At 60.9% G+C, this 5,704-nt stretch carries 6 protein-coding genes and 1 other RNA gene; 6 read left to right on the forward strand and 1 reads right to left on the reverse strand.

Going from position 1 to position 5,704, the window contains the following annotated elements; all coding sequences use genetic code 11:
- Positions 1 to 1,133 (forward strand): tRNA nucleotidyltransferase/poly(A) polymerase family protein (locus HF921_RS10195; RefSeq protein ID WP_215893763.1); only part of this gene is annotated, 1,133 nt, incomplete at its 5' end.
- Here HF921_RS10195 and HF921_RS10200 read toward each other — a convergent pair.
- Positions 1,078 to 1,344 (reverse strand): hypothetical protein, encoded by a 267-nt coding sequence (locus HF921_RS10200; RefSeq protein WP_081257986.1) that lies wholly within the window; start codon positions 1,342 to 1,344, stop codon positions 1,078 to 1,080. The genes HF921_RS10195 and HF921_RS10200 overlap by 56 nt on opposite strands.
- A 145-nt stretch (positions 1,345 to 1,489) precedes the next feature.
- Between HF921_RS10200 and rnpB the strand changes: the two genes are divergently transcribed.
- The 5 genes from rnpB (at position 1,490) to HF921_RS10225 (ending at position 5,596) form a co-directional block, all read left to right on the forward strand.
- Positions 1,490 to 1,834: RNase P RNA component class A (rnpB, locus tag HF921_RS10205), an RNA gene on the forward strand.
- Positions 1,835 to 2,144: 310 nt separating this feature from the next.
- Positions 2,145 to 2,600, forward strand: coding sequence for a division/cell wall cluster transcriptional repressor MraZ (gene mraZ / locus HF921_RS10210; protein ID WP_064218194.1), 456 nt, complete (start codon positions 2,145 to 2,147; stop codon positions 2,598 to 2,600).
- Entirely contained in the window at positions 2,597 to 3,562 is a 966-nt protein-coding gene (gene rsmH / locus HF921_RS10215) for a 16S rRNA (cytosine(1402)-N(4))-methyltransferase RsmH (RefSeq protein ID WP_064218193.1), read from the forward strand. Before mraZ ends, rsmH begins: the two co-directional genes overlap by 4 nt.
- Entirely contained in the window at positions 3,552 to 3,815 is a 264-nt protein-coding gene (gene ftsL, locus HF921_RS10220) for a cell division protein FtsL (protein ID WP_064218192.1), read from the forward strand. Before rsmH ends, ftsL begins: the two co-directional genes overlap by 11 nt.
- The gene (locus HF921_RS10225; RefSeq protein ID WP_215893764.1) at positions 3,812 to 5,596 is read left to right on the forward strand and encodes a peptidoglycan D,D-transpeptidase FtsI family protein; all 1,785 of its coding nucleotides are present in this window, start codon (positions 3,812 to 3,814) and stop codon (positions 5,594 to 5,596) included. The genes ftsL and HF921_RS10225 overlap by 4 nt, the downstream gene beginning before the upstream one ends.
- The last annotated feature ends 108 nt before the right edge of the window (positions 5,597 to 5,704 follow it).

The following is a 5,704-nucleotide window of genomic DNA, read 5'->3' on the forward strand; positions in this document are numbered from 1 at the left end:
TTTCCCTGCCACAAGCACGGGGCGGGCAGATCAACCCGCACCTGCCCTGGGCCATCGCCGCCCAGCGGCGGGATTTTTCGGTCAACGCCCTGGCCTGGGACTGGCAGGCTCAGCGCCTCCTGGACCATGTTGGGGGAGTAGCGGACATTCATGCCCGGCGGCTCCGCGTAGTGGCGACCGACACTTTTGGGGAAGACCCTTTGCGCGTTTTCCGCGCGGCCCGGTTGGCAGGCCAATTGGGTTTTTCTATTGAAGCCCGGAGCGCCACACTCTGCCGCCAATTGGCGCCTCGCTTGCAAGAAATCCCCCAAGAACGCATACGCAAAGAATGGGAGGCACTGCTCCTGCGCGGCCAGTATCTGGTCCGGGCCTGGGATAGTCTCGTCCTGACCGGCGCCATTACCCGATTTCCCGAACTCCGTGCCCTGCAAACTGTACCCCAGCGCCCCGATGCCCACCCGGAAGGTGATGCCTGGATACACACCGGGCGGGTGCTTGCCGCTGCTGGCCAACTGCGCTGCGGCGACAAAAAGCGCGACATCATCCTCATGTTGGGCGCCTTGCTGCACGACCTCGGCAAGGCCAGCACCACCCGGCGCGATCCTCAAGGTTGCTGGCGCGCTTGCGGACATGAACAGGCACGTGTCGCCGCCGAGACTTTCCTAAGCTACTATTTTCCCGGCAAGCATCTCAGCCACCAGGTGCTGCCAATCCTGCGCTGGCATGCCGCGCCCTATGCCCTGCACCGCGATGATGCAGGGCGCGCCGCCTATGCCCGTCTTGCCCTACAGGTCCCTGACCGCCCCCTACTGCTGGATGTCGCCCTGGCGGATGCGCGTGGCGCAGGCACAGAGTATCCCCCGGCCATAGACGCCACCCGCAAGATTTGGCAAGAGATGAATCTTTGGAGTGGTCTCCCGGACCCGCTACTAAATGGGTCTGACCTGATGGCCCAGGGATTCACCCCCGGGCCGCAACTGGGCAAAGCGCTGGCCCTTGCCCACGAACTACAGGTGAGCGGTGGTTACCACGACCGCGAATCTCTGACGGTGGCGCTGCACCGGCGCTTGTCCGAACTCAGTCTCCGAGACGACCGCGTTTATTCACTGCCGTCACGTTTCCCCACTGACTGATATCTTGTACCTGGACCCCTACCCACCAGTACGGAGCGACGCTATCGCGGCCACAACCACCCACCAAGCCCTGCCCCGCTGCCAGATACACATGCTCTAAATGCTGTCGGGCATCCTCACGACTCCGGAAAACAAACCAGGCCACCACTCGCTCCATCGGTGTAACCGAAGGTACTTCCCGCGCCTCATCGAGAAAACCGTCATTGATCATGGCATTTCACTCCCCTTCATAGTCACCGCAGCGGGCCGCGACCGGATTCTGATGCAACGTGAAGACGCATCACAGTATAGTGCGCGAAGTCCGGCTCTGCGTTTTTCTTCTGACAGCGGGCCACAAAACGCGTATGCTTCGCGACGGAGTGGGCCAGGCGACCGCCGCGGAGCAATCCGGGGAGGAAAGTCCGGGCTCCATAGGGCAAGGCGCCGGTTAACGGCCGGGGGGCGTGAGCCTACGGAAAGTGCCACAGAAAATATACCGCCAAGCGCGTAAGCGCCGGTAAGGGTGAAAAGGTGCGGTAAGAGCGCACCGCATTTCCGGTAACGGAAATGGCAGGGAAAACCCCGCCTGGAGCAAGACCAAATAGGCGTGCGATACCGTGGCCCGCGGTGCACGCGGGTAGGTTGCTGGAGCCTGTGCGTAAGTGCAGGCCTAGAGGAATGGTCGTCCACGACAGAACCCGGCTTATCGGCCCACTCCAATTTTACCACCAGCACTCGTTTGTCCCGGCAATCTCAACAGCACGCATATAAAAATCAAGCTCCTAGAAAAACAAGACGCGCCCTACCTCTGTATTCCACGGTTGAAGAAAGAGCATTATCAAGTGCATTTTGCATCATGTAATCCGATGATTGCAGGAACCCTTTCAAGTAGTTTGTTTACTCTTTATAAACACCCTCTAACATGCCGTAATTATTCGTTTTTTCTCCTTGACAGCAGACACCCTTCCCTCTAATCTTCGAAATGTGGGGCAAAGTGGGGCAAAGTGGAAGTTTTTGGAGGAGAGTGCAGACATGTTTAGGGGAACGCATCGACACAGTCTGGACAGCAAAGGACGCATGAACGTCCCCGCGCGTTTCCGCGACTGGTTGAGCGCCCACTGCGACGGGCAATTAATCATTACCATTGATGCCCAGAGCCGGGAAGGAGAACGCTGCCTGGTCGCCTACCCCCTGCCCACCTGGGAAAAGGTCGAACGCCGCATCGCCGAACTCCCCAGCAACAATACCGCGGCCCGTCAGTTTCAACGTCTTTTTGTGGGGCAGTCTGAAGAGCTCCGCCTGGATGCCCAAGGCCGTGTCCTCCTTTCTCCCAACCTGCGCAAATTCGCCGAGCTGGACAAGGAATTGGTACTGGTGGGTCAGATCGACAAATTTGAAATCTGGGATGCCGCCCGTTGGGACATCTGCCAGGAAAACTGGCTGGCCAACGCCGATAGTTTCGCCGGCTTGGGTGATCTGGTCCTGTGAGAGGTGAAAATGAACCAAGCACAGCACACGTTGCAGTTCTTCTGGCAGAAACCATCGCTGTCCTGCGTCCGGCACTCCATACCGGTGCGCCGGTGCGCTGCGTCGACGCGACCGGTGGGCGCGGCGGCCACAGTGCGGCCTTGCTGGCCGAGCTCGGAGCGGCGGACACCCTGCTCATCCTCGACCGCGACCCGACCGCCATTGCCACATTGCGCGCCCGTTTCGCGCAGGATTCCCGGGTATATATCCGTCAGGCACGCTTCAGCCAATTGGCCGGGATACTCACTACGCTGGGGTGGGGGAGTGTGGACGCCATCCTCGCCGACCTCGGCGTCTCCTCCCCACAACTGGATGAGGCAGACCGCGGCTTCAGCTTCCTGCGCGACGGCCCTCTCGACATGCGCATGGACCCCGGGGCAGGCATGAGCGCCGCAGAGTGGCTGGCCATCGCACCCCAAGCAGAAATAACGCGGGTATTGCGCGAATACGGCGAGGAACGTTTTGCCCGCCCTATCGCCCGCGCCATCCTGCGTGTCCGGGAACAAACTCCGATCACCAGAACCTTGCAACTGGCGGATCTGATCGCTGAGCTACTGCCCCGTCACGAAATCGGACAGCATGCGGCCACCCGCAGTTTTCAGGGCATCCGCATTTTCATCAACCGCGAACTGGAAGAACTGGAAGCCTTTCTCCCCCAGGCCATGAATGCATTGCGCGTGGGCGGCCGGCTGGCGGTCATCAGCTTTCACTCTCTGGAAGATCGGTTGGTAAAACGTTTTTTCCGCGCTGACGGTTATCGTATCAGCGCTGACATACCCCTGCGGGCCAGCGAGCTCCCGCCTCTGCCGTGGCATCCTGTCGGTAAGGCGCTGCGGGCCAGCGCCCGGGAAACTTACGACAACCCCCGTTCCCGCTCGGCCGTGCTGCGGGCTGCCGAAAGGAGTGCACGACATGCGGCGTAGCACCATTATTTTCGCCCTGCTGATTACCGCCACGCTATTCGGAATCGTCGCGGCAAGAGAGAATACCCGTAGCCAGTTCATCGCCTTGCAGGAAGCCCAGGCCAAACATTTCGCCCTGGACAACCGCTGGGGCCAGCTCCAATTGGAGCAGGCCACACTCGCTTCCAATGCCCGCGTGGGCGATATTGCACACCAAAAACTCGGGCTTGCCGCCCCCAAAAACGATCAGATTGTCATGGTCAAAGCACCATGACCTATCCCGGCGCCCCCCTCCACTCGCCGCAACCCGTTACGCTTCCCGCGTGGCGGGCGGCCGCTGTATGGATGGTGGTTGCGCTGGGTTTGGCGGCGATCATGGCACAAGCCTGGCGCGCGCAGGTGGAGCGCGGTCCGTTTCTACGCAATCAGGGCGCACTGCGGTATCTGCGACATTTCGCCTTGCCGGCGCAGCGCGGCCCCATTCTCGATCGTTCCGGTAAAGCGTTAGCTCTGTCCGTCCCGGTGCAAACCCTCTGGGTAGACCCCCGGTTGTTCAACCCGCAGCAAGCACATTGGCCACAAATTGCCGCCGCCTTAGGAATCAGCACAACCGCCCTTGCCACACGGATCCATAGCGGCGGCAGCCGATTCACCTTCCTTGCCCGCCAGATTGCTCCGGAACGTGCCGCTGCTATTCTCGCCCTGCATATACCCGGTTTATACAGCCTCAATGAAAATAGGCGTTACTATCCGTCCGGCAGCATCGCCGCGCCATTGCTCGGTTTCACCAACGTGGACGAACGCGGCATTGAAGGGTTGGAGCTGGCCTATAACCAGTGGCTACAGGGGAAGGCAGGACAGGAAACCGGGCTGCGCGACAATCTGGGACATCCGCTCGCCATCCTGGGCACAACCAAACCAGCCCTGCCCGGCCAGGCACTCACACTCAGCATCGACCGCAATATCCAGTATGTGGCGTACACCGCTCTCGCCTCCGCCGTACAGCGTTTTCAGGCGCGCTCCGGAGCAGCGGTGCTGATGAATGTGCATACCGGCGAAATTCTCGCCATGGCCAGCTATCCCTCTTTTAACCCCAATGATCGCGCCGATTACCAGCCAGACCTCTACAACAATCGCGCCGTCGCCGATACTTTCGAGCCAGGCTCGGTGGTGAAACCTTTTACCATCGCTGCCGCATTGGATGACGGCAGCATTCAGCCCAATTCCACGTTTGATGTGAACACCAACTGCTTTCGGGTGGCCCATTACTGCATTCAGGACGATGTCCGTCACGGCACCCTCGACCTCGCTCAGGTGCTCAAGTATTCCAGCAACATTGGCGCGGCGAAAATTTCCCTGCGGACACCGCCTGCCGATCTCTACCAGATGCTGCGCAATGTCGGTTTTGGGCAGGTAAGCGGCTTAGGACTGCCGGGGGAAACGGGCGGTGCGGTTCCCGCATGGCAAGGTTGGGATGTGGCGCGGCGTGCCGCCATGGCTTACGGCTATGGTCTCTCCGTCACCCCTTTGCAACTGGCGGCGGCTTACGGCGCCATCGCCAATAACGGGGTCTATGTCCAACCCACCTTACTGCGCAGCACCAGCAACACCCCCCTGCACAGTCAGCGGGTCATACCGGCCGCCACTGCGGCGCGACTGCGCGACTGGCTCACCGGGGTGATCAGTCGGGGCGGCACCGGTTTCCTTGCCGCGATTCCCGGCTATTCGGTAGCCGGGAAAACCGGCACGTCCATCATGGCTAATGGTAAGGGCGGCTTTCATAAGCATCAAGTGAATACCACCTTTGTCGGCTTCGCGCCCGCTAACAATCCGCGATTCGTCATGGCCGTAGTGGTGCGTGGACCAACTCAGGGCTGGCGTTATGGCGGGGTAGTCGCCGCCCCGGTATTTCGGGTGACCATGAGCGCTGCCCTGCATCAAATGGGCGTACAACCCGATGTCAGCGCCAGCGCCTGGAATGCCGCGGCAGGGAAACCCAGGAGCGCGGACCAGGAGCGGCGTTGGGCCGAGGGGGCTGGCGATGCCGCACACTGAGACACTCGCCAGCCTGTTGCCCGCCACGCCTACTGCCTTGGCGGGAATTGCCCTGCAGGGCATTGAAACCGATACCCGCCGCCTGCGACCGGGCATGCTCTACGTCGG

This window comes from Acidithiobacillus ferriphilus (genome assembly GCF_018854775.1).
In the GTDB taxonomy this organism is placed as follows: domain Bacteria; phylum Pseudomonadota; class Gammaproteobacteria; order Acidithiobacillales; family Acidithiobacillaceae; genus Acidithiobacillus; species Acidithiobacillus ferriphilus.

Bases quoted from the DNA above. Each gene is read 5' to 3' on its own strand.
- HF921_RS10200 (WP_081257986.1), bottom strand. From the start codon at position 1,344: ATGATCAATGACGGTTTTCTCGATGAGGCGCGGGAAGTACCTTCGGTT.
- mraZ (WP_064218194.1), top strand. From the start codon at position 2,145: ATGTTTAGGGGAACGCATCGACACAGTCTGGACAGCAAAGGACGCATG.
- ftsL (WP_064218192.1), top strand. From the start codon at position 3,552: ATGCGGCGTAGCACCATTATTTTCGCCCTGCTGATTACCGCCACGCTA.
- HF921_RS10225 (WP_215893764.1), top strand. From the start codon at position 3,812: ATGACCTATCCCGGCGCCCCCCTCCACTCGCCGCAACCCGTTACGCTT.